Raw genomic sequence first — 24023 nt, 5'->3', positions numbered from 1 at the left:
AGCAAGGACAAGCCTCGCCGAGGGCGTACTACGTCCAGCCGCACGGGAACTGCCATCCCGTCTGGTACACCTCCAATGACTGCCGCCGCCCGGTCATGCGTCGAGCACCGCGCAGCCCCCGGCACCCGGCGGCGAACGGTTCAGCACTGTCACGCCGCACACCGTCGCCGTCGAGCGGATCCTGGTCCACACCACCGCGTCACGCCCCGAGGACTTCGGCCAGAGTCGGCAGCGAGGGATGCGCCCCGTGCCGCGTCACCACGACCGCGGCCACTTTCGCTGCGAAACCGCAGGCCGCCACGACGTCCTCGGTCGTCGGCTCAGCGGGAATCTCCGCGAGCCGGGCAGCGAGCGCACCGACAAATGAATCTCCCGCGGCAGTGGTGTCCACGGCCCGGACTGCGACGGCCGGGACGTGTACGGACGACAACGGGTCGAGGACCGCGCACCCCTCGGCCCCCAGCGTCACGATCACCCACCGGCAGCCCGCGGCGAACAGTTCAGCACCGCCGCGACGCAACCCGTTGCCGTCGAAGGGATCCTGGCCGGTGAGCTGCCGGAACTCGATTTCGTTCGACACCACCACATCGCTGAACGGCAGCAGCTTCCCGGCCACGTCGGCGGCGGGCGCGGTGTTGAGCACCGTCAGCACCCCGCGTTCACGAGCAGCCGCGAACGCGCGTTCCGTCGCGTCGGCCGCCGCCTCCAACTGGCCCGCGACTACCTGAAGGCCCGGCAATGCGCCGATCGCCGCTTCGGCCGCCGCTGCCGGGATGTCGGCGTTCGCGCCGGCCACGACGACGATCGAGTTGACGCCCTCCTCGTCGACGGTGATCGCGGCCCGCCCGGTGGGCAGCGGCGATCGCCGCACGTGAGTCACGTCCGCGCCCTCGGCGGCGAGGGCTTTCAGGTACTCGTCACCGTCCTCGTCCTGGCCGACGCATCCGATCACGGCCACGTCCGCGCCGAGCCGGGCGGCGGCGACCGCTTGGTTGCCGCCTTTTCCGCCCAGTTCCCGGCTCGCCGAGAATCCCATGAGGGTCTCCCCTGGCGCGGGAATCCGCGGCGCTTGGACGATGTGGTCGACGTTGAGCGACGCGACGACAGCTACGGCTGGGCTCATGCGGTCAGCCATCGCGCCGGGACGTCCCGCATCAGCCGGGCCACGGCGCCGGCCGGGACGCCTTCGGCTTCGAGCAGATCGGCGAAAACGGTCGGCACGAATACCAGCCCGTTCCCGCCGTTGCGGGTCCACATCTGCTTCAGGAACAGGTCGTGCGACAACATGATCTGCTCCCCGAAGCCCTCGCGCACCCATCGGGCCACGGCGTGCGCGGTCTGGGACACCGTCGGGGCCACGCCTTCGCCGGGGAACGAAATGTCGAGGCCGATCATGTCGAACTCCAGCAGCACGCCGCGTTCGAGAAGCTCGCGCTGGTAGCCCGGATCGTCGCCGGACGGATCGCTGTGCGCCAGCGCGACTTTGCCCGGAAGCGCACCGCATTCGTCCAGCACCAGGTCGAGCACTTCGTGTCCGCGCCGTTGCCAGCCCGGCATGTGGATGTTGAGCCCGACGTCCGGCCGGGCCGCCTGCGCGAGTGCCGCGGCGCGCAACGAAGCCCGCTCCCCGTCGGTGAACAACGGCGAGACGCCGACCTCGCCGATGACGCCGGCCCGGATGCCCGTTCCGCCGACGCCCTCGTCCAGTTCCGAGAGAATGCGCGAGGTTTGCGCTTCGACGGCGACCGCGGTAATGCGCTCGCCCTCGAACTTCTCCAGGTACGCACCGGTGCCCATGATGACGTTCACCCCGGTCGCCTCGGCCACCGCCGCCAGCGCTCGCGGATTCCGGCCGATCGCCGCGCTGCCGGTCGCGTCGACCACCGTGCCGCCGCCGGCCACGGCGAACGCGGCCACCTCGCGCACGACGCTCGCGTGGTCCTTCACCGCCACGTTGTCGGCGCAGCAGTAGGGATCCTGGCGAAGCAGGAACTGCCAGCCGGGCCCCACTTCCGCTTCGACGAGCCGCCGGGTGGAGGCATAGGAAGGTTCGGCGACGGCGGAGGACAGGTCGTTGAAGAGGTGCTCGTGCGGCAGCACCAGCCCGAGGTCCGCGGCGTCGACCGCACCGAGGACGCCGCGCACCTCAGCCACGATGCACCTCGGCGGGCTGGGCGAGGGCCGCCGGTTCGGCCGTATGGCGGGACGGAATCATCGCGATCGCCGCGGCCGCCAGCGCCACGAGCGCGCCGAGGACGGTGACCAGGTGCAGGCTGGAACCCGCCGCGGGAGCGACGACTTCGAGCAGCAGCGATCCGATGAGCTGACCGGCCGTGGAGGCCAGCCCCAGCAGCAGCAGGCCCAACCCGCGCACCAGCAAGGCCATCAGCGCGATCGACAAGAGCCCGAGGGGCCCGCCGAAGTACATCCACCAGGTGCCCGGCAACGCGAAGTGGGCGCCCGAAGCCGCCATCCGCACGACGTACACCAGGCCGAGCGCCACGAAGCCGATGAGGAAGTTCCACGTGATGGAGATGAACATCGAGCCGGACAGCAAACCGATCTCGGAGTTGCCCGCGGGCTGCCAGCCGGCGAGCAGGCCGCCGACGAACGGCATGATCGCCAGCGCGATCATGTGCGGGGCCGACCAGTTCGGGGAAACGACCAGCACCGTGGCGCAGATGGCCAGGATCGCCCCGGCGACGCGCGGCGCGCTCATCGCCTGTTTGAACGGGACGCCGATGCCGAGGCGGTCGCACACCACGCCGGAGATGACCATGCCGGAGATCAGCGAGGTCTGGAAGATCGCCACCCCGAGGAAGCCCACCGTCACGCCTTCGGAGAGCACGATCACCGCGCCGCACAGGCCTGCGAAGAAGTTCCACCGCGGGATCTCGCCGCGCACCAGCTGACCCGGCAGCCGGAAGAACGCGGTGCGCGTGCGGGCCCGCGCCAGCACGATGACCAGCATCAGCACCAGGCCGGTGCCGAAGGACACCAGCGCGGCGGCGTGCCCGTCGCCGAGTTCGGTGCCGAGATGCCCGTTGACCAGCGACTGCAACGGGCCGAGCATTCCGGCGAAGACGGTCGCGATCGTCAGCACGACGACCGAGGTCGCGCGGCGGGTGGGTGACGTACTCATCGAATCCTCCTTGATCCCGAGTGCGCGCGGCTCAGATTTCGCGTCCGGCGAGCCAGGTCAGCGCCTGCGCGAAGAGCTTGCGGTAGCCGTCCCAGCTCATGAACTCCTCCGGAGCCCAGTGCGGGGAGATGTCCGAGGTGAACGCGAGGGTGCGGCCCTCGCCGAACCGGCGCGCGGCCAGCATGACGTCGCCCTCGACGGTGGCGAGCAGTTCGGCGTCCGGCTTCAGCGTGGTGTGCTGGTAGCCCAGCAGGATCGGCCATTCCCGGTCGAGGCCCGCGACCACCGGGTGGCCGGACCGCACGACCTGGGCGCGAACGCCTTCCGGGGCCTCGACGCGGTCGTCGAACGGGTCGATGTCGACCGGGAGGATCTCCTCGATCGGCGTCCGGTGGTAGTTGGCCTTGCCCTCGAAGCCCTGGAAGCTCAGGTACCCGCCCGCCATCATCAGGCCGCCGCCGCCCCGGACCCACTCGCGCAGCAGCTTGAGCCGGTTGGGCGCCGGGCGGCCGCGGGTGAACGTGTCCGGGTGCAGCAGCAAGGTGTTGGAGCCGACGTCGGAGAGCAGGACGACGTCGTAGGCCCCGAGTTCCTCCAGCGTCTGCGGGAACTTCTCGGCCACGTCGTGCGAACGCAGGTGAGTCACCTCGACCCCTTCCGCCGCCAGCACCGCCAGCAGCCGCTCGCACCCGATCTCCACCTGTGTGTGCGCGAACGGGTCGTATCCCTTGTGGTCGATGGTCGCACTGACCCACGACTCCCCGGCTAGCAGGACCTTGACCATCGACGACTCCTTCGGGCGAAAGCTTTAGCGCATGTTGCGCAACATAGCGCAACACCGCCAATATAGGATGCGGTTGCAGTCGCCGTCAACGCTCGAACGGGGAGGAGCCGGATGTCGCTGGCGAAGGTGGCCCGAGAGGCCGGAGTGGCGGTGTCGACCGTGTCGCGGTACGTCCGGGGGGAGCTCAACGTCGCCTCCGAGACGGCCCGGCGCATCGACGCCGCACTGTCGGCCGAAGGGCATCCGCCCGTGCCGAAACAGGTGACCGGGCTCAGCCTCGGCCTGGTGGTCCCGTCGCTGGACAACCCGTATTTCTCGGCGCTGGCGGACGCGGTGGCCGACGCCGCCGCGACGGACGGCATCGACGTGTTCACCGCCCTCACCGGCTCGTCGCCGTCGCGGGAGCGCGCCAGCGTCGAACGCCTGATGCGGGTGCCGGACGTGGGCGGGCTGATCTATCTGGGGATGAACAGCACCAACGAGGCTTTCGCGGGCAGGCTGGCGGGCGAGTTCCCGGTGGTCTTCCTCGACGAGTACGTCGAAGCCGCCGGGCCGCGGATCGCGCACGTCACCGCGAACAGCTTCGGCGGCGCCTACCAGGCGACCGCCCACCTGATCTCCCAGGGCCACCGGCGCATCGCCCACGTCGGCGGCCCGGCCGGGCTGCGGACGGCCGACCAGCGCGAGGCCGGGTACCGGGCGGCGCTGAAGGCGCACGGGGTCGAGGCGGACGAAGCGATGATCGTGCGCGGCGCCTTCAGTTCGGCGTTCGGCATGAACTTCTTCGCGCACATGGCGCGAGCCGGAGCCGAGCCGACCGCCGTGTTCACCGCCAGCGACATCGCCGCGGTCGGCCTGCTCGAAGCGGCCCGCCGCGCCGGGGTCTCGGTGCCGGGAGACCTGTCGGTGATCGGCTGCGACGGAATCACCCTCGGCGAATGGACCTCGCCGCGCTTGACCACTGTTGCGCAACCGACCGAGCAGATGGCCCGCAAAGCGGTCGACGAGATCACCCGCCTCGCGGCCGGGGACAGCCCCGCGGACCACGTGCTCTCGATGCAGCTCGTCGTCCGCGAATCGACCCGGGAGCACTCCGCATGACCAAGGAAGCCCTTGAGCTGCTGCGCGACCTGGTGCGCCAGGACACCACCTCCGGCGACCGCGCCGCGCAGGCCGCCGCCCAGGAACTGGCTGTCTCCTATGCCACCGCCACCGCGGGTGTACGCGTGCTGCGCCGTTCCGCCAGCGGGCGTCCGTGGGTGCTGCTGGGCACCGGGTCGGGCAGTGGGGCGCTGTTCGTGTGCCACATCGACACCGTTCCGGCCGGCTCCCCTGACCGGTGGGAACACGCCCCGTTCTCCGCGGCCGCCGACGAGAAGTTCCTGCACGGCCGGGGCACCGTCGACATGAAGGGCGGACTGGTCGCCGCCTTGGCGGCGTTGCGCAACGCGGCGGCAGCCGGTGCCGACGCGCAGGTCCTCATCACCAGCGACGAGGAGATCGGCTGCCGCGGCGCGGCGGAGGCCGCGGGCTCGCTGGAGCTGACGCCCCGGATCGTCGTGGTGCCGGAGGCGACGCAGAACCGCGTCTCGCTCGGGCATCGCGGAGCCACGTGGCTGCGCCTCGCCGCGGAAGGCAAGGCGGCCCACGGGTCCACGCCGCACCTCGGGCGCAACGCGATCCAGTTGCTCGCCGAGCGGGTTCTCGGCGCGCTCGGCTCCTTTCCGTTGTCCGCTGAGGACTATCTGGGCGAGGAGACGGTCAACGTCGGCACGTTCGAGGGCGGGACCGCGACGAATATCGTTCCCGCTTCGGCGGTTCTGACGCTGGATGTGCGCACTGTGGACGGTGGAGCGCCCGCGATCGCCTGGGCTTCGTCGCTCGATCCGGCCATCAGCGCGGAGGTGGATCTCGATCTGCCTGCCGTTCGGACGCCGCACTTGCCGGATGCGCTGGCTGAGCAAACCACCGCACCAGCCGCTGCCTATTTCACCGACGCCTCGGCGCTGGCCGGGTCGGTGGCCGGAGCTCCGATCGTGATCTGGGGCCCGGGAGATCCGCGCGAGATGCACGCGGCGAACGAGAAACTGGAACTGGAGTCCTGGCGGGAGGCGTTGCGCAACTATCGCGAGCTGGTGCTGTCCGCCGCGCGTTGAAGTCCGATGTGGACTGACGGCCGCGGCCCGGTCCTTGTTCCCAGCCCGCCCATGACCGCGGGGCGGTTCCGGCAGGGCGGCGACGAGAAGCAGTTCGCGCCGGCCGCCGAGACGCGATCGCGCGGAGAGAAGCGGGCGAGCTAACGGAACTGCGGGGCGGTTCCCGGATCGGAAGCTGCGGCGGAGATGCCGGAAACTGGCCGGGGACCTGGACCTGCCCGAGCCGTTCGGCCCGGATCGAGTTCGTGCGCGCGGTCGCCCGGGACCGGCCGATCGAACTGCTGCCGGCGCGGGCACTCGGCGGCGGCCCGTGCGCGCTGGTGACGCCCGCCGACCGCGCTGACTACATCCTGTTGCCCGCCAGCACTTCCGCGCCGCACCGTCAGCACATCCTGCTGCACGAAATCGGGCACCCGCACTGCGGACACAGCAAAGGCAGCACCGTCAACGTCGACACACTGCTGCACGAAATCGGGCACCCACTCCACGGACACGCCGAAGGCAGCACCGTCAACGTCGCCGCACTGCGCCCCGCCATCTCCCCCCCGACTGGTCCAGCGGGTGCTCGGCCGCCCGGTGTACACCGAGGCGCAGGATCAGGAGGCGGAACGGCTGGCCACGCAGGTAGCTCACCGCGCCGCCCAGCGGGCAGGCATCACGCGCTCGTGTCGCGCGGGCTGTCCCTGGTGGAGCAGTGGTTCGGATGATCGAGGCGATCGGTTACTCCGGTTGTCGGTGCGCGCTGCTCGCCGTCGCAGCGAAGGTGGAATCCCGCCGCCCGGCTCCACAGCCCGGAGTCAGGTACCTGTGCATGTTCATCGGATGCTTGACCGCCGGGATGACGCTGCTCGCCGTCTCGGGCGGCAATGCGGCGAGCTTGCTCGGCGACGAACTGAAGCTCGCCTCGCTCGCTTTCCTCGTCTTGTTCGCGCGATCGCTGTCACCGGGACAACCGACTCGGCGGCAGGCCCGCCGTGCCCTGTTCGCGACCGGCGAGGCGCTCGCGGTCAACCGCGTTCTCCTCGTCGTCGCCGACGCCCGCGAGGTCGGCGGAAACACCGTGGTGAGCGGGACCGGCGTTCTGGTGCCGCTGATCTACTACGTCATCTGCACCGCCGCTGCCGCGTCGGCGTTGTCGCTGTTCATCGTCCTTATCTGGCGCTATTCCAGGCTCGGGCTCGCCGCGGCGCGGACTGTTGCGGACAGCGTGGGCTGTCGCGCCTGCTGGCGGCAGGCCGCGTCAGTTCCGACGAGGACACCCCATCGGTGCTGCTCGGCGCGGTGGCTGCGAGCTGATCCGGACTGCCGACGACTTTGTCCACTGTGGACTGTGAGGCGAAAGGCAGTGCCCGGCATCGTCCTCGACCCGGCGGCGGGGCGCACCTGGCCTGCTACCGCCGCGCGAACACTTCGATCCCGCAGTGGCCGAACGGGCGGCGTCCGTCTCCCGGCGCGCCAGGATCGCCCCGGAGCGGGTACCCGCCACCGTCGAAGCAGCCTCGATCGTGGCCGCGTTGGCCGCCCACCGCGAGGGCCGCCGCTTCCGCACCGCGGCGGACTGCCGGCCGCCCTCCTCGCCCCGACCATCGCCGCCGAAACCGTCTGGCTCACTGCGGTCTCGCGCGAACTCCGCCGGCCTCAGCGCTTTACGACCGCCCGGCGGTAGTCGCGAATTCCGACGACGGTCAATGCCCCGACGATCGCCCCGGCACAGCAGACCTGCGCGAGCACTATCTCGTCGAACGGGATGACTCCGTTTTTCAGCACCAGGTTCTGGACCACCGCCAGAGCGATGCACAGGGCCAGCGCGAGCGTCCGTGCCGCGCGTGGTTCGGAGCGGAGCCGGAGCAGCAGACATCCGGCTCCGGCGATCGCGCACAACCAGACCAGCGGGGACAATCCGGCGATCCGGTCGAGCTCGCCGGGAAGCCCGGACCTGAGTGCGAGGACGGGAGCGAGGAGCATACTTCCGCCGATGCCCCACCACCACGGCCGCGCCGGCGGCAACGGGGCGTCGGTGTGGAACGCCGCCAGCAACAGCACCAGCGGAACCCACTGCGGAGCGAAGTACCCGAGCGCTTCGGGGCTGGAATGCTTGACCAGAAACCAGATCGCGCCGATCGACAGGATCGCCCCGGCAGCGATCCGCGCCAGGCGGCGCCACCCGTCGACCAGCAGCACGAGCGGGATCAGTGCGGCCGCCAGCGGGATGAGCTCCGTGATCAGATCGGCCGTCAGCGCCGTGCGGAAGGTCCCCGGGCGAGGGCCGGAGAAGGTGAGCAGCAGCCAGAGCGTGTTGCTCGCGGCGCAGGCCGATTTGAGCACGTCCCAGAGCAGGCCGAGGAGCGCGACCTGCCGCACGAGATCGCCGAGAGCAATCGTGCGCGCGGGTGCCGCCCTGGCCGCCAGCCGGGTGCGCACGCCCAGCGCCAGCACCGCCCACAGTTCGCTCCACAGCGCCTTGTGGTTCTGCTCGCCGCGCAGGTCAAGCAGGGTGCCGACCATCTCGTCGCCCCGTTCGGCGCGATACCAGGCCGGGAGCACACGCACGACGGCGCGGTAGTGCGTCTCGGTGCCGATCATGCCCGGACTTCCGCTGCGTGGGGCCGTGACACCGGGCTGGCTTCCATGTTCGCGGTCAGCTGCCGGGTCCGCTCGGAGATGCTTCGCTCCATGGTCCACATACAGTCAAAGACGACAGATAGCGGCGTCCGTTGCTTCGTTGTCCGCGAAACTTCGCCGAAGCGGCGTTGAGCAGGCCGGACCCCGCGAACCCTGGTCGCAGCGGCCGGCATCGTGCCGAGCGCTCCGGTCTCCGGGTCCGCGGGATGATCTCGGCCGCTCGACGTCGCGCAGGGGACGGCCGAGCAGGCATTGCTCCAGCGGATCGCCGCCAGCTCCGCGTCACCGGGTGGAAACCCGGCCTGGCCCGGAAACGCCGCGGCCCGCCCTTTCCCCGGCATCGCGAGACCTCCGGATCCAGTTGCTTTCGCCGTTCGGGAAACGTGAAGCCCGCCGGGCCGCCGTGAAGCGCGGCGACTATCGCGTGGCTGACCGCGCCACAACGTCCGTCACGACCAGTACTGCTCTCCACGGGCGCAGAAGACGGCGATCGGATTGACCACGAGCCCGGGCGGCACCAAGACCAGCATGAAGCTCCAGCGACTCGACGCTTCGCAGACCCCGGCGAGTGCTTCGAGGCCGGCGGGAGGCCGAGTCGGGCGAGGGCGACCTGGTGCAGGGGCATCGGGAATCGCGAGGGCCGGGCGTCGCCGACGGAGACACTCGCGCCGCGCTCGCTCAACCACCGCACAGCGCTGAGGTCCAGTTCACGCACTGGCTGGCCGAGTGGCTGGTTGATGTCCCATCCGCCGCGAACCGCGACGGCGTCGCCCGCGGACAGGGTGGCACCCGCCCGTTCCAGGGCAGCATCGAGGTCGGTGCCGCCCCCAGGCGCCAGGTCAAGGAGGACACCGCGGGTCACAATCGCTTCGCCGAAGCGATCGGCCGAGCCATGCGTCACGCCGGGCAGACGCGCTCTTCGACCGGCAGGTGGGCGACAGAGCCGGGATGCGTCAGGGCGGCGTTGTGCGTATTGACGACGAGCGTGTCGGTCATCGCCCGAGGCCGCACACCGGTGAAGTCCGGCTCGATCGCGGCGGAGTGCTTGTGCGCGATCGCCCGGGCCAGATCGGCCTTGGCGCCGAAGCGGTCCGGGCGATCGCCGCGTTGGCGCCGGAGGAAGCCGGTCAGGTCAGGTGGTCGAATTCGCCGCTGACCCAACGGATGTGCGCCTCGGCGGAGCGGTGCACGACGGCCTTGGCGTCCGCGTCGACGGTGTCGCCGCCGAGCGTGTACAACCGGTCGTAGGACCAGCCGTCCAGCCGGTCCGCGATCCGCCGGACCACTGCGGCCGACAGCGGGATGTGCTTCGGGAAACTGCGCTGGAACGACACCCAGTTCGGCGCCAGGCCGCCGCTGATCGTGTCGCCGGACAGGATCGTGCCGTCCGGGGTGCGCAGCACCGCACTGCCCGGCATATGGCCGCCGACCTGGATCAGTTCGACCCCGGGCACCGGCTCGGCGCGCTCCGTCCAGAACTCGAGCACGGGGTCGGTGCGGCCCAGCCACTCCCGGCCCGCATCGTTCACCAGCACCGGGACCCGCCCGAACGCGTGGCTCCAGCTGATCTGGGCGGCGAACATGTGCGGGTGGCTGGTCGCCACCGCGGCGACCTCGCCCAGCGCCCGGACCGCGGCGAGCGTGTCCGGCTCGATGGAGGTCGGCGGATCCCACAGCACGGTCCCCCGCGCGGTCCGCACGACGAACGACCACTGCCCGATGCCCACCACCGGTTCCCGGCGCAGGCTGTGCACCCCGCGGCCGTGGTCCCGCTGCCGCACCGTGTGCGGTTCGGCGGCAAGCTGTTCGTGAGTCCGCCAGCTCCCGGAATGCGGGCCCAGGTCCCCGCGCTCCTCGATGCCGGCCTCGCCGCGGTCCATCACGCAATGCGGGGGTTCCGGGGAACCGGGTTGCTCGATGCCGCATCGGTCGCAGATCCACAATGTCATGGTCGCGATTCTCGAACCTCGACATTGGTAGAGGTCAACCGGCCGGGCCACGTGCGCGGCCCTCTTCCCCCGGACGCCGACGGCATCGGAGCTGACGCACTCACCAGCCGCGTCGGCGAGCCGTTCCGCCGGTGCGCCCGGCTCGACGACCTTGCGCGACGCCGGTTCCGGCGTCGCGCCGCGAAATCAGTGCCGACGTGCCGCGACCACCGCCTCGCACCCGATGAGGCCCGGTCTGGCAAAACCCGCCTGACCCCGCGAATTCCGGCTGACGATCCGGCGGAGAGTCACTCCCCCTCGGGCAGAATCACCGTCGGGACGGTGCGGTGCAACGCAGCGACCGCTGCCGGAGCGTCGCGCCGTTCCAACGCGTCCACCAGCTCTTCCATCGCCTCGGCAAGCGGATCCAGGCGCACTGCCGCCAGGTCGGCGTCTGCGAGCTTGGCGCGCAGATAGCCGGTGCCGAGATCCATAATGCTCAGGTACAGCGTGTTCAGCAGGACGCCTTTGCCCAGCTCGGCGAAGTACGCGTGCAGTTCCCAGCACGCCGACACGAACTCCGCGACCTCGTGCTCGTCCCGGGTACGGCGGACGCGCCCGAGCCGCTCGGCCAAGGCCTCCTGGTCGGCCGGCGTGATGTGCCGCAGCGCCTCGCCGACGAGCAGCGGGGCGATCGCGTCGCGGATCTGCACGGTCTCGTCGAACGCCGAGGCGTCCTCGGCAGCGGAGCGGAACCAGCCGTTCATCCGGGACAGCGGCGACGGATCGCAGGCGAACAACCCGCCGCCCGGGCCCGGCCTCGAGGTGACGACCCCTCGGGTCTGCGCCAGTTTGATCGCCTCGTTGATCGCACCGACCGACACCCCGCACAGCTTGCGGAGGTCTTCTTTGCTGCCGAGGCGCTGACCGGCGGGCACCGAGGCGGCGAGCCGGGCGATCCGGCCCGCCGCCTGTTCCGCGCGCGAGCGGCCGACCGCCACGGTGCTGCCCGGATCCGCCACCCGCGCCCACAGCTCGCGCGAGTAGGCGGGACCCTCCAGGTCCTCGACCGGTGTCGATCCGCCGTCCATCAGCTCTCCTCCCCGGCTCACCTTAACAACCGCCGTGCCGCCCTGGCCGAAAAAACCATGATTAATTATCCGCCCCCTCTTGACGCATGCCCGGACCCACGCCGACACTGAGCCTCAGTCAATTAATCATTACTAATTAGCGAAGGGTGGCCGGTCATGCTGGACCAGCACTTTCGTGACTTGATGGCCGGGGTGTGCGCCCCGGTCGCGGTGGTGACCACGGCCGACGGGGACGGGCCGCACGGCGCCACGGTCAGCTCGCTGGCCTCGCTTTCCCTCCGGCCGGCGCTGATCTCGATCGCGCTCGACCGCCGGTCCCGGCTGCTGTCGCGGATCCAGGCGGCCGGCCGGTTCGGCGTCAACGTCCTCAGCGCCGGCCAGGACGACCTGGCGACCGTATTCGCCAAGCCGGGCGCCGACCGGTTCTCCGCCGCGCGCTGGTCCCCCTCCTCCGGGCTGCCGCGGCTCGACGACGTGGCCGGCTGGGCCGTGTGCGAACTGGCTCAAGCGGTGCCCGCCGGGGACCACCTGCTGTTGGTCGGCCAGGTCGTTCTCGCCGTCTCCGCACCGCGGCCGCCGCTCGTGTACAGCCATCGCACCTTCGGCACGCACTCCCGCTTCGCCGCGCGGCCGCGCACCCCGCTCGCCGACCACATCGCTGCCTGTTCCCGCTGAACCGCAACCGAACCAGGAGAATCCATGACCGCCACGCACACCGTCGTGCCCACCGCAGAGGAACTGATCGCCCGGGTCGAGGACCTCGCGCCGCTGCTGAAGAACAACGCGGCCGAAGGCGAGCGGAACCGGCGCGTCGCCGAGGAAAGCATCAAGGCACTGACCGACGCCGGGCTGTTCCGGATCGCGACGCCGAAACGGTACGGCGGCTACGAAACCTCGCTGCGCACGATGCTCGACGTCTCCGCCGCGGTCGCCGAAGCCGACGGCGGCACGTCCTGGGTGGTGACCCTGACGAACGTGATGTCGTGGGTGGTCGGGCTCTTCCCGGAACGCGCGCAGGACGAGGTGTTCGGCGCCGACCCGGACGCCAAGGTCTCCGGCGTGCTGACGCCCACCGCCGAGACCCGCAAGGTCGAGGGCGGCTGGCGGGTCACCGGCAAGTGGTTCTACAACTCCGGCTCCTGGCACGCGACCTGGGCCGGACTCGGCATCCCGATCACCGACGAGACCGGAGCCACGATCGACCAGGGCATGGCGCTGATCCCGCGCGCCGATCTCACGCTCGAAGACACCTGGTTCGTGGCCGGGATGCGCTCGTCGGGCAGCAACTGCATGGTCGCCGAGGACGTGTTCGTGCCCGAGCACCGCGTCCTGCGGATCCCGCCCGCCATCGGCGGCGACTATCCCACCGAGCACAAGGACGAGGTCCTGTACCGCTCCGCGCTGGTCCCGGTGCTCGCGCTGGTGCTGGTCGGCCCGCAGCTGGGCATGGGCAAGGCCGCTTTGGACCTCGTGGTCGGCAAAGCCGCGAAGAAGCCCATCTCCTATACCTTCTTCGCCGCGCAACAGGATTCGGTCGGCTTCCAGCTCCAGATCGCCGAGGCGTCCCGGTTGCTCGACACTGCCCGGCTCGTCGCGTACCGCGCGGCGGACGACGTCGACGGCGCGGCCGCCCGCGGCGAATACCCCGGCTACCTCACCCGCGCCCGCGTGCGGTCCGACACCGGTTACGTCGCCGAATGCGTCACCCGCGCCCTCGAAATCCTGCTGTCGGCGCACGGGGCCGGTTCCTTCGCCGAGGTCAACCCCTTGCAGCGGATCTGGCGCGATTCGGCGACCGCCGCCCGGCACGCCATCGTGTCGCCCGCGGTCGGCTACGAGATCTACGGCAAGGCGCTGCTCGGCGTCGCCGACCCCGTCACCCCGCTGGTCTGAGGAGCACGCATGACCGAACCCCGGTGGGTCCCGGACCCCGGCGCGGACACCCGGATCGCCCGGTTCGCGGCGTTCGCCGGAGAGCGCCGCGGCCTCCGGTTCCCCGGCTACGCGGAACTGCACCGCTGGTCGGTCGAGCAGCTCGGCGATTTCTGGCAGGCGGTGTGGGACTTCTTCGACGTCCGCTCCGCCACGCCGCCGGGTCCCGCGCTCGCCGAACCGGAAATGCCGCACGCGAAATGGTTTCCCGGCGCGCAGCTCAACTACACCGAGCACGCGCTGCGGGACCGGCGGCCAGAGAGCGTCGCGATTCTCGACGTCCGCGAGGCGGCTGAACCTGTGGAGTACACCTGGGGCGATCTTCGCCGTCAGGTCGCTGCACTGGCGGACACGTTGCGCCGCAACGGAGTCGGCCGCGATGATCGCGTGGTCGGGTACCTGCCGAACATCGCCGAAGCGGTCGTGGCGTTCCTCGCGACGGCCTCGCTCGGCGCCGTGTGGTCGTCGTGCGGCCAGGACTACGCGGTGCCCGCCGCAGTCGCCCGGTTCGGCCAGCTCGAACCCGTCGCGCTGATCACCGCCGACGGCTACCGCTTCGCCGGTGCGGACCGCAGCCGCGCAGCGGAAGCACAACGACTGCGCGAGCAGTTGCCGACCGTGCGGCTGGCGATTTCGGTGCCACGGCTCGGTTCCGGCGTGCCCGGGATGCTGCCGTGGGCCGACGCTGTCGCCGGAGAACCCGAGTTCGCGGCGGAACCGGTGGCGTTCGACCATCCGCTGTGGGTGGTGTTCTCCTCCGGCACCACCGGCGTGCCGAAGGGCATCGTGCACGGCCACGGCGGCGTGCTGCTGGAACAGCTGAAGACGAGCGGCTTGCATTTCGGCCTCGGCGAAGGCGACACGTTCTTCTGGTTCACCACACCGAGCTGGATGATGTGGAACAGCCAGGCGGGCGGACTGCTGACCGGCGCGCGAATCGTCTGCTACGACGGCAGTCCCACGTCGTTGTGGGAACTCGCCGCCCGGTGCGAGGTCACCGTGCTCGGCACCAGCCCCGGCTTTCTGCTCAGCTGCGTGAAGGAGGGGGCGAAGCTGCCTGCCCTGCCGTCGTTGCGATGTGTCGGCGTGACTGGTTCGGCCTTGCCCGCCAGCACCGCCGAATGGCTGGCCGACCGGCTCGGGCCGCGCGTGCAGATCGCCTCGACCAGCGGCGGCACGGACGTCGTCACCGGATTCGTCGGCGCCGCCCCGACACTGCCGGTGTACGCGGGCGAGATTTCCGGGCCCTGTCTCGGCGTGGCCGCCGACGCCTACGATCCGGCGGGGCGCTCGCTGGTCGGCGAAGTCGGCGAACTGGTGATCACCGAGCCGATGCCGTCGATGCCGCTGCGCTTCTGGCACGATCCCGGAGACGTCCGCTTCCGCGAGGCGTACTTCTCGACCTATCCAGGGGTGTGGCGGCAAGGCGACTGGGCCACGCACACCGAGCGCGGCACTTTCGTGCTCCACGGCCGTTCCGATTCGACGCTGAACCGGCACGGCGTGCGCATGGGCAGCGCCGACATTTACGACGCCGTCGAACCGCTGCCGGAAATCGCCGAAGCCCTCGTCCTCGGTGTCGAAGAGCCTGACGGCGGGTACTGGATGCCGCTGTTCGTCACGCTCTCCCCCGGCACTGAACTCGACGACGGCCTCCGCTCCCGGCTCGTCGCCGCCATCCGCGCGCATGCCTCGCCGCGGCACGTGCCGGACGAGATCGTCGCCGCGCCCGGCATCCCGCACACCCGCACCGGGAAAAAGCTCGAAGTCCCGCTGAAACGGATCATGCAGGGCGCCGAACCGTCCGCTGTGGCCGATCCCGCGGCGGTGGACGACCCCGCCCTGATCGACTGGTACGCCGGCGTCGCCGCCGCGCGTGCCGCCGCCCTCGCCAAGGAGACCGCATGAGCCTGCACCGGTTGACCTCGCTCGCCATCGGCGTGCCCGACGTCGACGCCACCGCCGCCTACTACCGCGATTTCGGGCTGGCCGACCTCGGCGGCCACCGTTACGGCACCGTCGACGGCGGCGAACAGCTCCGCCTCGCCCCGGCCGAACGGCGGCGGCTGCTGGAACTCGGCGTCGGCGTGCACGACCAGGACGACCTCGGCCGCATCGGCGCCCAGCTCGACAAGCTCGGCGTCGCCTACCGCACCGACGCGACGTCGCTGACCGTCGAGGACCCCCACTCCGCGCTGACCGTCGTCGTCGCGATCGCCCCGGAAGTACGGCAGGAACCGGCACCGGTCGCCGCCACGAACGGGCCGGGCCGCGTGGGCCGTCCCGACGCGCGTGCCGACGGCATCGGCCGCACCGGCCCCGTCCGGCCGCGCAAACTCGGCCACGTCGTGCTCGGTTCGCTCGACCAGGAAGCCACCCAGCGGTTCTTCACCGAAGGGCTCGGGTTCAAGGTCAGCGACCGCGTGCCCGGGCTGGCGAGCTTCCTGCGCTGCTCGACCGACCACCACAACGTGCTCGTCCAGCAGGCTCCGCTGAACTTCCTGCACCACACCGCGTGGGAAGTCGAGGACGTGGACGAGGTCGGCCGCGGCGCGACCGCGATGCTGGAGGCCGACCCGGAGCGGCACGTGTGGGGGCTCGGCCGTCATCACATCGGGTCGAACTTCTTCTGGTATCTCAAGGACCCGGCGGGCAATTTCTCCGAGTATTACAGCGATCTCGACTGCGTCGTCGAGGACGCGCTGTGGCGGCCGGAGGTCGTGGAAGGCGCGAAAGGCTTGTACAACTGGGGTCCGCCGCCGCCTCCGTCGTTCCTCGCGCCGGAAGACCTCGCCGCGCTGATGACCGGTTCCCACTCCGCCGACTGACCACAAAGGACACTCAATGCGCATCAGCAGGATCGACGGCCGCTACCGCCTCGTCTCCGGGGACACCGCAGCCGACATCGCCGAAGCCAGCGGCGGCGCGTTCGCCCCCGACGGGTTCGACGTCTACGAACGCTGGGCCGAACTCGCCGCCTGGGCCCCCAGCGTGCCCGCGTCCGCATACCGGCCGTTCGACCCGGCCCGGCTCGACGCCCCGGTGGCGCTCCCCAGGCAGGTGTTCGCGATCGGGCTCAACTACCGCGACCACGCCGCCGAGGCGAACCTGGCCGAGCCGGAAGAGCCGCTCGTGTTCACCAAGTTCCCGACCTGCGTCACCGGCCCGGTCGCGGCGATCGACCTGCCCAGCGACCACGTCGACTGGGAGGTGGAGCTGGTCGTGGTGATCGGGGCGCGCGCCCACCGGGTCGCCGCCGCGGACGCCTGGGCGCACGTGGCCGGGCTGACCGTGGGCCAGGACCTGTCCGAACGCGTCGTGCAGCTGGCCGGCCCGGCCCCGCAGTTCGGATTCGGCAAATCGTTCCCCGGGTTCGGCCCCATCGGCCCGGCGGTGGTGACCCCCGACGAACTCGGCGACCCGGCGAACCTCGCGATCGAATGCGCGCTCGGCGACGAGGTGCTGCAGAAGGGCACGACGGCCGACCTGATCTTCCCGGTGCCGGAACTGATCGCGCGGCTGTCGGCGGTGTGCCCGCTGCTGCCCGGCGACCTGGTCTTCACCGGCACGCCCGCCGGGGTGGGCGGCAGCCGCAAACCGCCGCGCTTCCTGCCGCGCGGCGCCACGCTGGTCAGCCGGATCGAAGGAATCGGCGAATTGCGCAATGCTCTTCGCTAGCCAGTCATCCGCCGACGAAAGGACCGCTGTGCGCATCGCGCTGACCGGGGTACGGGTGTTCGAGGGCGAAACGCTGTCGCCGCCGCGGACCGTCGTGTTCGACGGCGGGGTCATCGGAACCGAGGAAGCGGGCGCGGAACGCGTCGACGCGGCGGGCGCGGTGCTCTTGCCCGGCCTCATCGACGCGCACCTGCACCTCCACGAGGTGGACACGCTGCGCCAGCTCGGCCGGTGGGGCGTGACGACCGCGCTCGACATGGCCACTTGGCCCGCCGAGCGGGTGGCGGCTCAGCGCGGCCTGCCCGGGCTCCCGGACATCCGCAGCGCGGGCACCCCCGCGATCGGCCCCGGCGGACCGCACGCGCAGTTCCCGGACCTGCCCGCGGACGCGATCCTGCGCGACGGCGCGCAGTTCGTCGCCGACCGGGTCCGCGAAGGCGTGGACTACGTGAAGATCGTGCTGGAAGCGCCCGGCGCGGGCGGACCCGATCCCGCCGCGGCCGCGGCTTTGGTCGAAGCTTCTCACCAGCACGGGAAATCTGTTGTCGCGCATGCGGCTTCTCGCGGCGCGTACGTGCTCGCGCTCGATCTCGGCGTCGACATCGTCACGCACGTCCCGATGGACGCCCCGCTCGGCGACGACGAGATCGCCCGCATGGCCGGGCGGGTCTCGGTGCCCACGCTGACCATGGAACGGGCCCTGGGCACGATGCGCGGGCTGCCAGAAGCCCTCGACGTGGCAATGGGGAACGTCACCGCGCTGCACCAGGCCGGGGTGCCAGTGCTGGCCGGGACGGACGCGGCCGTCGTGCGCGGGCTGCCGCCGCTCGTCGCGCACGGCGAAAGCCTGCACGACGAGCTGGAACTCCTGGTCCGGGCCGGGCTCTCCCCCGCCGCGGCCCTGCGCGCCGCGACCAGCGGACCGGCCCGGCATTTCGGGCTCGCCGACCGCGGCGCGATCGCCCCGGGCCTGCGCGCGGACGCGGTGCTGATCGACGGCGACCCGCTCGAAGACATCAGCGCCACCCGCCGAATCCAGCGCGTCTGGTGCGCGGGCGTCGAGCAGGAAGGAATCCGGTCGTGACCGCCGAACCGCTGGTCGACGTCCACTCTCACTTCGTCACGCCCCGCTACGTCGAAGCCGCGATCGCCGCCGGACACCGCGATCCCGACGGCATGCCCGCGTGGCCGTCGTGGAACGTGCGCGAACACCTCGGCTTGATGGACCGGGCCGGAATCGGCACCGCGCTGCTGTCGGTCTCCTCCCCCGGCACCCACTTCGGCGACGACGCCGCCGCACGCGCCCTCACCCGCGAGGTCAACGAATTCGCCGCCGGACACGTCCGCGACCACCCCGGCCGGTTCGGGCACTTCGCCAACCTTCCGCTGCCCGACGTCGACGGCGCACTGGCCGAACTCGCCTACGCACTCGACACCCTCGGCAGCGACGGAGTCGCCGTCGAAACGAACGCACACGGCCGTTACCTCGCCGACCCCGCGTTCGAGCCGGTGTGGGCTGAACTCGACCGCCGCCGCGCAGTGGTGTTCGTGCACCCCACCTCGCCGCCCGCCCACGAGGCCGTGAGCCTCGGCCTGCCGCGGCCGCTGCTGGAGTTCATCTTCGATTCCGCCCGCGCCGCAACGGATCTGCTGCTCACCGGAACAGCCGCGCGCTACCCGGGCATCGCATGGATCTTCCCGCACGGCGGCGGCGCGCTGCCCCTGCTCGCGGACCGGCTCGAACTGTTCCGCACCGCGTTCGGCCCGGACGCCCCGCCAGTGCGCGAGCGACTCGCCGAATTCTGGTTCGACCTCGCCGGCACGCCCTTCCCCCGCCAGGTCCCGGCGCTCACCGCCGCCGTCGGCACCGCGCGGCTGCTCTACGGCAGCGATTCCTGCTGGACACCGGCGCCGGCAGTGCTGCGACAGGTCGCGTCGATCGACGCCGCCGGACCGCAGTGGCGCACGCTCACCACCGCCAACGCCCGCCGGCTGTTCCCCCGGCTGGCGAGGTAGCGCCGTGTCCGAAATCTCCGAGGTCGTCCTGCTCGAACGCACCGCCCGCGACACCGCCCGGTGGGACCTGATGGCGTCCGCGTTCGCCCCTGGCGCCAAGGTCGAACTGAGCTGGTTCTCCGGCACCGGCGAGGAATTCGCCGCCGCGTCCCGCCGCATGCACGAACGCGGCAGCCGCAGCTTCCACACCCTCGGCGCGGTCAGCTCGCAGGTCGTCGGCGACCGCGCCCTCGCCAGCGAGAACTGCACCGTGCACACCACCGCGACCCTCGCCGGCGTCGAACTCAACCTCGCCTCGCACGGCCGCCTCTTCCAACGGCTCGTACGCACCGGCGGCGAGTGGCGCATCAGCGAACTGACCATGCTCTACTGCCAGGACGTCGTGACGCTCGCGAATCCCGCCGACGACCCCTCGCCGCTGGCGGGCTACTCGTTCCCTTTCGACCGGCCGTACCGCTACCTCGCCGCCGTCCTCGCCGAAGCCGGGTACGCGATCAGCCCCGACCTGCCCGGCCCCGATCGGCCGGACCTCGCCGAACCGTATCTGGCCGCCCACGAAACCTGGCTGCACGCCGGCCGGCCAAGCTGTCATCCGGGTCAGGTGCGGGCGGCGGCTCGCGACGGCCGCCGCGCTGATCCGGCGTCACGGCCGTCCGTTCGGATCTGGTCGGCCTCGCGAGCGCAGCCATCCCCGGCCGCGGTCTCCGGGCGTTGGCGTCGGCGGGATCCACCGTTGCGACGCGACGTTCGGTATTCCTCGATGCCCGGTGTGTGCGTCCCGTTTCCGGGCGGAGGCACGAGGACGAGCGGTTCCGTGCCCATGCTGTCGCTACCGGACGCCGGTCCGCGACGGATCCTGCAGTGCGGCAATGGTTCCGGTCAGCGCGCCGAGACTGATATCACGGACCTGGTCGCGGGTGAGGCGGTCGTGTTCGAGCCATTCCAGGCACAGGGTGTGCACGAACATCAGCCATGAGGTGAGCGCCGCGGACATGGTGGCGCGCTGCGCGCCGCTGAGACCGGTGGCGGCGAGCATGACGTCGTGCATGGCCCGGTGGTCGCCCAGCACGATGGCCTGCACGACGGGGTCGCCGGCGAGATCGCGGTTGGCGGCCAGCACGGTGTGGCGGTTGGCCGCGAAGTAGTCCATGTGCGCGTCGAGGCCGGCGGCCACCTGGTCGGTCAGCGGCCGGCCGGACTCGAACCGGATCCGGGCCTGCAGCCGGTCGGCGGCCCGTTGGTAGATCGCCGCGAACAGGACGCTCTTCTTCGGGAAGTGCCGGTACAGCAGGGCACGGGAGACTCCGGCGCGTTCGGCGATCCGGTCCATCTGCACCTGTTCGTAGGGCAGTGCGGCGAACATCTGTGCGCCGATGTCGAGAAGTTCGGCGCGGCGCTGGTCCGGGGAGAGGCGGCGGCGGGGCGGCATCACCCCACCCTAGTTGACGCGCGTCCACTAGCGCGGTTACGCTTCGGCAGCCTAGTAGACGCATGTGTACTAACGCCGGGGATCCGGATCGGGAGGCGATCATGAAGGCCGTATTGCGCTGGTACCTCGTCGTTTTCGGCATCGCCTGCGCACTGATCGCGCTGGCGCACATCCTGATCGGGCCGAGCACGATCATCGGAGCGAACACGCCGAACGCCACCCTCGACGGGGATCTGCGGTTCTCGATGCTGTTGTTCCTCGGGTACGGGATCGCCTGCGTGTGGGCCGCCCGGGATCTGGACCGGCACGCCGGCCTGATCCACCTCCTCATGCTGGTGTTCTTCGCCGGCGGCCTGGTGCGCTTGCTGACCGTGGCCTATGTCGGCTGGCCGCACTGGTTCTACGTCGCGATGCTGGTCGTGGAACTCGTTACCCCGCTGGTTTATTCGCCCCTGCTGCAGAAAGCCACCGGACGCTCGGCAACCGCGGACCTGGCGGCGTTGACGCGATAGCCACGGGGAATCCCCGGTGCGGGCAAAGGAAAACATCATGCCGGCCGGCGTGCGTCGCCAAGGCCGAATCTCGCGAGTCGCTCGAAGCCGCCATGGTCCTGCGCCATTCGCCGCAGACCCGCCGGGCGTCGTCGACGGCACGAACCCCGGCCTGTTCGCACGCCTGCGCCCTCAAGGAACTGGGCGACACCGAGGAACTCGCGGCGCGCGGCATCCTCGTCTCGAAATTCACTGTGCGCGAGCATGATCGCGTGCCGCCGCACATCGACCTCGGCGAACTGCCCCGGGCCCATCCCTATGCCCTGCTGGTGCCGCAGGACATTACCGAGCAGATGTTGATGAAGCGAAAGGACTCCGAGGGCGTCACCGTGCTCGCGTCGCTGCCCGGCACCGGATCGTGGCGAAGGTGACCGGACAGGGACGGAGTTCGCGGTTCCACGTGCACCACCGCCTGGCTGAGGCTACCGCGCCGGCGACGCCGCGCGGGTGCACAGCCCAGTCGGCCGCCAGGGCACGAACACTGGCATCCAAGACGCGCTGGATCTGGCCCGCCGGCCGGGTGCTGCGCGGCGAGCCGTGCGCAATACCGCGATGCGCACTCTGGACTGGCTTGCCCGCGGTCCATCGCAAGCTGGCGCTGAACCTGTCCGAACTCGAAACCGGACGCTGACCCCTGCTCCGGCGGGCAACGTCGCTCGACTGAATTCTTCACCAGCTCATCCGCTCCCCGCCGCGCCGGTGTGCCCAGGCGCGGCGGAAACCCCGGCTTGCTCCGCTCGACGGCCGAGCATCGACTTGATGCCCCGCGTGGTCGTCGGGCGGTAACGACCGAGCCACAACGCAGTCGGGCAGCACCGCCGTCATCGCCCGGTCCCAGTACGCGCGATCGCCAAGCCGGCACTGTTCTTGCCTCGGATGCGTTCTCCAGCCCGAGACAGGCTCCCTGCTACGGCAGGCAGGAAACCGGCCAGCTCGAACAATCCCCTGGCCGGTCGCGCCGCGCTCGCCTCCGGCGCGGCCGCGAGACCTCGCCGCACGATCCCGTTTTCGCAGTCCAGACCCTATGCGAAGGGGTGGGCCGGATCGGGCCCGAACCGACGGCCAAGGGTTTATGCGCCCTCCTGGACCGAACGGTGTGCCGCACTGCGAAAACGCGGGTCATCGGGGAGCGCGGCCAGCACCCACCGTACGCCCGTCGGCAGGCGAACCGTCCCAGGCATCCGATCGAGCCGCACCGCCGACTCGCCCCGCTCGCCGGGACTTGGCCCTCCCGCAGCCAAGAAGTTTCGAATTGGTCCACCGCGGCGAAAAACCGCCCATAATCAGACCGGGGTCAGCCGGCCGCGCCTGGTCTCGCCGCCAGCCACCTCGCCAAAGCCAAAGAGGAAAAGGACTGCGTCCGAGCCGAACGGGAAGGCCAGCGCGACGAACAGGTCTCGATCTCGGCGCTCCGGGACGGCGATCGCGCCGCAGGCGGCGGTGCTCGTGGTCGCGAGCGCCGGATGTCCCGCGCCTGGCTGGACCGCCACGTGCTCGGCACGAGCCCGGTTCCAGCAGTCCATAAAGGACGAACCCCAGCTCGCGCTTCCCGATCCCCGCCGCCTCGTGCGCACCGGATTCCGCGCGCCCCGGCCGCACCTCCGCGAAACTCCCGCCGCCGCGGAGTTTGCCCGTCCGGGCGACGGGTACCCGGGCCCTCAGCACCTCAGCGTTCGAATCCCATGCTCGCCACGAGGAAAGACAGGGACCGGTGATCGTTCTGGAGAGCATTCTGCTCATGCTCGCCGGAACGGCGGAGACACCAGCCGGCCGGGCCTCCGGAACGGCACCGCGCTCATGGCCGACCGGGCCGCGAAGTCGCTCGCGATGCTCCAGCCAGGTCGTCGTGACCCAGCTTGGCCCGCCGCGGACCAGAGACCCAGAGGCTGGAGAAGCTCAGGAAAGAGGTGACCAGGTGGCCGTTCAGGACGGACACGTTCCCGCTCGCCGGATCGCGGGCGGGAACCGGCAGCACCGACGCGACGCCGCGGGCGCGGTGCCGTGGCCGCTGCGCGTCGCGGCCGCGACCGGCTGGCGGTTCCTGGTCGTCCTGGTCATGGTCGGGGCCATCGCCTGGGTGCTCGGCCACCTCGCGACCGTCACCGTCCCGATCGGGATCGCCCTGCTCCTGTCGGCGTTGTTCGCGCCGCTGGTCGACCGGCTGGTGCGCTGGCACGTGCCCCGCGCGCTGGCCACGATCCTCGCGATCATTGTCGGGTTCGCCGTACTCGGCGGGGTCCTCACCCTGGTGATCACCACGGTCGCCGCAAGCCTGCCGCAACTGCAGAACCAGCTCGCGGCCAGTCTGGCGAACATCAACGACTGGCTGCGGAACGGACCGCTGCACCTGTCGCACGCCCAGCTGCAGCAACTGCTCGACAACGCGGTCAAAGCCGTCCAGGGCAACACCTCCGAGCTGACCGGCCGGGTGCTCTCGACCGCCGCGACCGTCGGCGGGGTGCTGACCGAAATCCTGCTGACACTGTTCGTGCTCATCTTCTTCCTCTACAGCGGCAGCCAGGTGTGGAGCTTCCTCCTGCGGATCGTGCCCGCCGCGTCCCGCGAGAGCGTCGACGTCGCGGGCCGTCGCGGTTTCGCCTCGCTGGTCAGCTACGTGCGTGCCACCGTGGCCGTCGCCTGCGTGGACGCGATCTGCATCGGAATCGGCATCTGGCTGGTCGGAGTCCCCCTCGC

Annotated in this window: 24 protein-coding genes and 1 pseudogene; 15 read left to right on the top strand and 10 right to left on the bottom strand. The window is 71.0% G+C overall.

Features of this window, described 5'->3' with window-relative positions:
• Positions 1 to 199: 199 nt before the first annotated feature.
• The 4 genes from A4R44_RS35240 to A4R44_RS35225 are packed head-to-tail and all read right to left on the bottom strand — an operon-like array spanning position 200 to position 3926.
• A complete protein-coding gene (locus tag A4R44_RS35240; protein ID WP_198545557.1) occupies positions 200 to 1123 on the bottom strand; it encodes a ribokinase in 924 nt (307 codons plus the stop codon).
• The gene (locus A4R44_RS35235) at positions 1120 to 2154 is read right to left on the bottom strand and encodes a phosphotriesterase (protein ID WP_067590552.1); all 1035 of its coding nucleotides are present in this window, start codon (positions 2152 to 2154) and stop codon (positions 1120 to 1122) included. Before A4R44_RS35235 ends, A4R44_RS35240 begins: the two co-directional genes overlap by 4 nt.
• Positions 2147 to 3142, bottom strand: a complete 996-nt coding sequence (locus A4R44_RS35230; RefSeq protein WP_067590550.1) for a DMT family transporter — start codon at positions 3140 to 3142, stop codon at positions 2147 to 2149. The genes A4R44_RS35235 and A4R44_RS35230 overlap by 8 nt, the downstream gene beginning before the upstream one ends.
• Positions 3143 to 3173: 31 nt before the next feature.
• Positions 3174 to 3926: a glutamine amidotransferase gene (locus A4R44_RS35225; RefSeq protein ID WP_067590546.1), complete on the bottom strand. Its 753-nt coding sequence runs from the start codon at positions 3924 to 3926 to the stop codon at positions 3174 to 3176.
• Between the two features lie 111 nt (positions 3927 to 4037).
• Between A4R44_RS35225 and A4R44_RS35220 the strand changes: the two genes are divergently transcribed.
• The 3 genes from A4R44_RS35220 to A4R44_RS52755 all read left to right on the top strand — a co-directional run bounded on the left by A4R44_RS35220 (position 4038) and on the right by A4R44_RS52755 (position 7833).
• Positions 4038 to 5027, top strand: coding sequence for a LacI family DNA-binding transcriptional regulator (locus A4R44_RS35220; protein ID WP_067590543.1), 990 nt, complete (start codon positions 4038 to 4040; stop codon positions 5025 to 5027).
• Positions 5024 to 6082 (top strand): M20 family metallopeptidase, encoded by a 1059-nt coding sequence (locus A4R44_RS35215; protein ID WP_067590541.1) that lies wholly within the window; start codon positions 5024 to 5026, stop codon positions 6080 to 6082. Before A4R44_RS35220 ends, A4R44_RS35215 begins: the two co-directional genes overlap by 4 nt.
• Before the next feature lie 1421 nt (positions 6083 to 7503).
• Complete coding sequence (locus A4R44_RS52755) at positions 7504 to 7833, top strand: hypothetical protein (RefSeq protein WP_369806004.1); 330 nt, start codon at positions 7504 to 7506, stop codon at positions 7831 to 7833.
• Here the strand turns inward: A4R44_RS52755 and A4R44_RS35200 are convergent.
• From A4R44_RS35200 to A4R44_RS35190, 4 genes are all read right to left on the bottom strand, one after another.
• The gene (locus A4R44_RS35200; RefSeq protein ID WP_232791915.1) at positions 7721 to 8665 is read right to left on the bottom strand and encodes a hypothetical protein; all 945 of its coding nucleotides are present in this window, start codon (positions 8663 to 8665) and stop codon (positions 7721 to 7723) included. The two genes, A4R44_RS52755 and A4R44_RS35200, sit on opposite strands and share 113 nt — an antisense overlap.
• Positions 8666 to 9601: 936 nt before the next feature.
• Positions 9602 to 9865, bottom strand: coding sequence for a hypothetical protein (locus A4R44_RS49490; RefSeq protein ID WP_198545555.1), 264 nt, complete (start codon positions 9863 to 9865; stop codon positions 9602 to 9604).
• The gene (locus A4R44_RS35195; protein WP_067590524.1) at positions 9832 to 10653 is read right to left on the bottom strand and encodes a hydrolase; all 822 of its coding nucleotides are present in this window, start codon (positions 10651 to 10653) and stop codon (positions 9832 to 9834) included. The genes A4R44_RS49490 and A4R44_RS35195 overlap by 34 nt, the downstream gene beginning before the upstream one ends.
• Before the next feature lie 287 nt (positions 10654 to 10940).
• Complete coding sequence (locus A4R44_RS35190; protein WP_093573581.1) at positions 10941 to 11723, bottom strand: FadR/GntR family transcriptional regulator; 783 nt, start codon at positions 11721 to 11723, stop codon at positions 10941 to 10943.
• A 156-nt stretch (positions 11724 to 11879) separates the two neighbouring features.
• Here A4R44_RS35190 and A4R44_RS35185 point away from each other — a divergent pair, with 156 nt between their 5' ends.
• The 8 genes and pseudogenes from A4R44_RS35185 to A4R44_RS51115 form a co-directional block, all read left to right on the top strand.
• On the top strand, positions 11880 to 12398 hold the full coding sequence (locus A4R44_RS35185) for a flavin reductase family protein (RefSeq protein ID WP_067590521.1): 519 nt from the start codon (positions 11880 to 11882) through the stop codon (positions 12396 to 12398).
• A gap of 24 nt (positions 12399 to 12422) precedes the next feature.
• The gene (locus A4R44_RS35180; protein WP_067590518.1) at positions 12423 to 13616 is read left to right on the top strand and encodes an acyl-CoA dehydrogenase family protein; all 1194 of its coding nucleotides are present in this window, start codon (positions 12423 to 12425) and stop codon (positions 13614 to 13616) included.
• A gap of 9 nt (positions 13617 to 13625) precedes the next feature.
• The gene (locus tag A4R44_RS35175; protein ID WP_067590515.1) at positions 13626 to 15563 is read left to right on the top strand and encodes an acetoacetate--CoA ligase; all 1938 of its coding nucleotides are present in this window, start codon (positions 13626 to 13628) and stop codon (positions 15561 to 15563) included.
• Entirely contained in the window at positions 15560 to 16483 is a 924-nt protein-coding gene (locus A4R44_RS35170) for a VOC family protein (protein ID WP_067590512.1), read from the top strand. Before A4R44_RS35175 ends, A4R44_RS35170 begins: the two co-directional genes overlap by 4 nt.
• Positions 16484 to 16499: 16 nt before the next feature.
• Entirely contained in the window at positions 16500 to 17333 is an 834-nt protein-coding gene (locus A4R44_RS35165) for a fumarylacetoacetate hydrolase family protein (protein ID WP_067590507.1), read from the top strand.
• Between the two features lie 28 nt (positions 17334 to 17361).
• Complete coding sequence (locus A4R44_RS35160; protein ID WP_232791914.1) at positions 17362 to 18417, top strand: amidohydrolase family protein; 1056 nt, start codon at positions 17362 to 17364, stop codon at positions 18415 to 18417.
• On the top strand, positions 18414 to 19349 hold the full coding sequence (locus A4R44_RS35155) for an amidohydrolase family protein (RefSeq protein ID WP_067590502.1): 936 nt from the start codon (positions 18414 to 18416) through the stop codon (positions 19347 to 19349). Before A4R44_RS35160 ends, A4R44_RS35155 begins: the two co-directional genes overlap by 4 nt.
• 4 nt (positions 19350 to 19353) lie before the next feature.
• Positions 19354 to 19698: pseudogene (locus tag A4R44_RS51115) on the top strand (nuclear transport factor 2 family protein); the annotation flags it as partial.
• A gap of 480 nt (positions 19699 to 20178) precedes the next feature.
• Here A4R44_RS51115 and A4R44_RS35145 read toward each other — a convergent pair.
• Positions 20179 to 20778, bottom strand: a complete 600-nt coding sequence (locus A4R44_RS35145) for a TetR/AcrR family transcriptional regulator (RefSeq protein WP_067590498.1) — start codon at positions 20776 to 20778, stop codon at positions 20179 to 20181.
• A gap of 101 nt (positions 20779 to 20879) precedes the next feature.
• On the opposite strand from A4R44_RS35145, the gene A4R44_RS35140 reads away from it, so the two are divergent.
• The 3 genes from A4R44_RS35140 (at position 20880) to A4R44_RS47535 (ending at position 22115) form a co-directional block, all read left to right on the top strand.
• Positions 20880 to 21290: a DUF4345 domain-containing protein gene (locus A4R44_RS35140; RefSeq protein ID WP_067590493.1), complete on the top strand. Its 411-nt coding sequence runs from the start codon at positions 20880 to 20882 to the stop codon at positions 21288 to 21290.
• Between the two features lie 92 nt (positions 21291 to 21382).
• A complete protein-coding gene (locus A4R44_RS35135; RefSeq protein ID WP_067590490.1) occupies positions 21383 to 21700 on the top strand; it encodes a hypothetical protein in 318 nt (105 codons plus the stop codon).
• Between the two features lie 76 nt (positions 21701 to 21776).
• Complete coding sequence (locus A4R44_RS47535) at positions 21777 to 22115, top strand: hypothetical protein (protein ID WP_107648932.1); 339 nt, start codon at positions 21777 to 21779, stop codon at positions 22113 to 22115.
• Positions 22116 to 22612: 497 nt separating this feature from the next.
• On the opposite strand, the gene A4R44_RS35130 is transcribed toward A4R44_RS47535, so the two are convergent.
• Complete coding sequence (locus A4R44_RS35130; RefSeq protein WP_067590487.1) at positions 22613 to 22852, bottom strand: hypothetical protein; 240 nt, start codon at positions 22850 to 22852, stop codon at positions 22613 to 22615.
• A 392-nt stretch (positions 22853 to 23244) separates the two neighbouring features.
• On the opposite strand from A4R44_RS35130, the gene A4R44_RS35125 reads away from it, so the two are divergent.
• Positions 23245 to 24023 (top strand): AI-2E family transporter (locus A4R44_RS35125; RefSeq protein ID WP_232791925.1); only part of this gene is annotated, 779 nt, incomplete at its 3' end.

It is taken from the genome of Amycolatopsis sp. M39 (genome assembly GCF_001651785.1).
GTDB classification, from domain to species: Bacteria; Actinomycetota; Actinomycetes; order Mycobacteriales; family Pseudonocardiaceae; genus Amycolatopsis; species Amycolatopsis rubida.
Note: the sequence above shows the minus strand (reverse complement) of the source record. Positions and strands in the feature narration are given on the sequence as shown.

Bases quoted from the DNA above. Each gene is read 5' to 3' on its own strand.
- A4R44_RS35240 (WP_198545557.1), bottom strand. From the start codon at position 1,123: ATGAGCCCAGCCGTAGCTGTCGTCGCGTCGCTCAACGTCGACCACATC.
- A4R44_RS35230 (WP_067590550.1), bottom strand. From the start codon at position 3,142: ATGAGTACGTCACCCACCCGCCGCGCGACCTCGGTCGTCGTGCTGACG.
- A4R44_RS35225 (WP_067590546.1), bottom strand. From the start codon at position 3,926: ATGGTCAAGGTCCTGCTAGCCGGGGAGTCGTGGGTCAGTGCGACCATC.
- A4R44_RS35220 (WP_067590543.1), top strand. From the start codon at position 4,038: ATGTCGCTGGCGAAGGTGGCCCGAGAGGCCGGAGTGGCGGTGTCGACC.
- A4R44_RS35215 (WP_067590541.1), top strand. From the start codon at position 5,024: ATGACCAAGGAAGCCCTTGAGCTGCTGCGCGACCTGGTGCGCCAGGAC.
- A4R44_RS35200 (WP_232791915.1), bottom strand. From the start codon at position 8,665: ATGATCGGCACCGAGACGCACTACCGCGCCGTCGTGCGTGTGCTCCCG.
- A4R44_RS35195 (WP_067590524.1), bottom strand. From the start codon at position 10,653: ATGACATTGTGGATCTGCGACCGATGCGGCATCGAGCAACCCGGTTCC.
- A4R44_RS35190 (WP_093573581.1), bottom strand. From the start codon at position 11,723: ATGGACGGCGGATCGACACCGGTCGAGGACCTGGAGGGTCCCGCCTAC.
- A4R44_RS35185 (WP_067590521.1), top strand. From the start codon at position 11,880: ATGCTGGACCAGCACTTTCGTGACTTGATGGCCGGGGTGTGCGCCCCG.
- A4R44_RS35180 (WP_067590518.1), top strand. From the start codon at position 12,423: ATGACCGCCACGCACACCGTCGTGCCCACCGCAGAGGAACTGATCGCC.
- A4R44_RS35175 (WP_067590515.1), top strand. From the start codon at position 13,626: ATGACCGAACCCCGGTGGGTCCCGGACCCCGGCGCGGACACCCGGATC.
- A4R44_RS35170 (WP_067590512.1), top strand. From the start codon at position 15,560: ATGAGCCTGCACCGGTTGACCTCGCTCGCCATCGGCGTGCCCGACGTC.
- A4R44_RS35165 (WP_067590507.1), top strand. From the start codon at position 16,500: ATGCGCATCAGCAGGATCGACGGCCGCTACCGCCTCGTCTCCGGGGAC.
- A4R44_RS35145 (WP_067590498.1), bottom strand. From the start codon at position 20,778: ATGCCGCCCCGCCGCCGCCTCTCCCCGGACCAGCGCCGCGCCGAACTT.
- A4R44_RS35140 (WP_067590493.1), top strand. From the start codon at position 20,880: ATGAAGGCCGTATTGCGCTGGTACCTCGTCGTTTTCGGCATCGCCTGC.
- A4R44_RS35135 (WP_067590490.1), top strand. From the start codon at position 21,383: ATGGTCCTGCGCCATTCGCCGCAGACCCGCCGGGCGTCGTCGACGGCA.
- A4R44_RS35130 (WP_067590487.1), bottom strand. From the start codon at position 22,852: ATGGACTGCTGGAACCGGGCTCGTGCCGAGCACGTGGCGGTCCAGCCA.